Raw genomic sequence first — 1010 nt, forward strand, 5'->3', positions numbered from 1 at the left:
GGTGGTGTTTTGGTGGGGTTGTTTTATTCGAGGGGTTGGTGGTTGAGGGTGGTGTTGGTGATTTCTTGCCATCCGTTTTTGTCGAAGTCGATGAGGAATTCTTCGGGTGGTTCGGGGAGGTGGTTGGGATCGAATCTTTCGTCGTCTCGATCGTCTTCTTCCTCTGGTGTGTATATGTCTGCCTCTGTCAGGGCCGTGCCGTGGTTGGTTCCGTTTCCGATGGTGGTTGCTGCGGTGAATGACTCGATGATTGTTATGGCTTCTAGGTATTCTTTGAGCCATTGTGGGTAGGCGGGGCCGGGTTCGGTGCGTGATGCTGGAGGGCAATATCTTCCGGTGGGGCTGGTCCAGGAGACCCGGCCGTCGTCTTCTCTGCTCGGGGTCCAGCCTCGAAGTCGGATTCCTTCCCGGTCGGGTTCATTTAGTGCGCGTCGGATACCGTGGCGGTCTTTATCGTCTTTGAAGTGTTTTAGGATGTGGTGGCGATGACAGAGATGTTCTAAATTCGTGGGTGTACTTTTCCCACCGGCCGCGAATGCTCTCATGTGGTCCACTTCAGAGGTGGATGCTTTCGCGTAACATCCCGGGAATTGGCAGTATTCATCCCGTACTTGCAGCATGAGTCGTAGTGATTTCGAGATCCGGTAGCAATCGATCCCGGCCTCGATGGGTTGATTCGTGATCGGATCAACGAGTAGCCGGTACATACTCGGTGCTGATTCCGTCATTAATTTTGCTACGTCCATGCTGACCGGGCCGATACCTTCCATCCAGGCAGGTTCATTCGTCAAGCCCAACAACGACAACACCGGTATCAACACCACCGGTACCGCCCGCGGTAACGGCACACCCCTCAAGGCATCGCTATGACCGAGGGCCTCACTATGCTGTGGTGGGGCTGGTGGTGGATTCAAGGGAATCGTGCCCATCCCGGCAGATGATTCCGGGGGCTGGAAAGTGAAGGGATCCGGTTCGTGGAAGTCCGGGGAAGAATAATCCGGATCATCAAA

At 54.9% G+C, this 1010-nt stretch carries 1 protein-coding gene; it reads right to left on the reverse strand.

Features of this window, described 5'->3' with window-relative positions; translation table 11 throughout:
- Positions 1 to 23 precede the first annotated feature (23 nt).
- Positions 24 to 1010: HNH endonuclease signature motif containing protein (locus tag CVS30_RS18065; protein ID WP_220033959.1), on the reverse strand; the 987-nt coding region annotated here is incomplete at its 5' end.

Source organism: Arthrobacter psychrolactophilus (genome assembly GCF_003219795.1).
GTDB classification, from domain to species: domain Bacteria; phylum Actinomycetota; class Actinomycetes; order Actinomycetales; family Micrococcaceae; genus Specibacter; species Specibacter psychrolactophilus.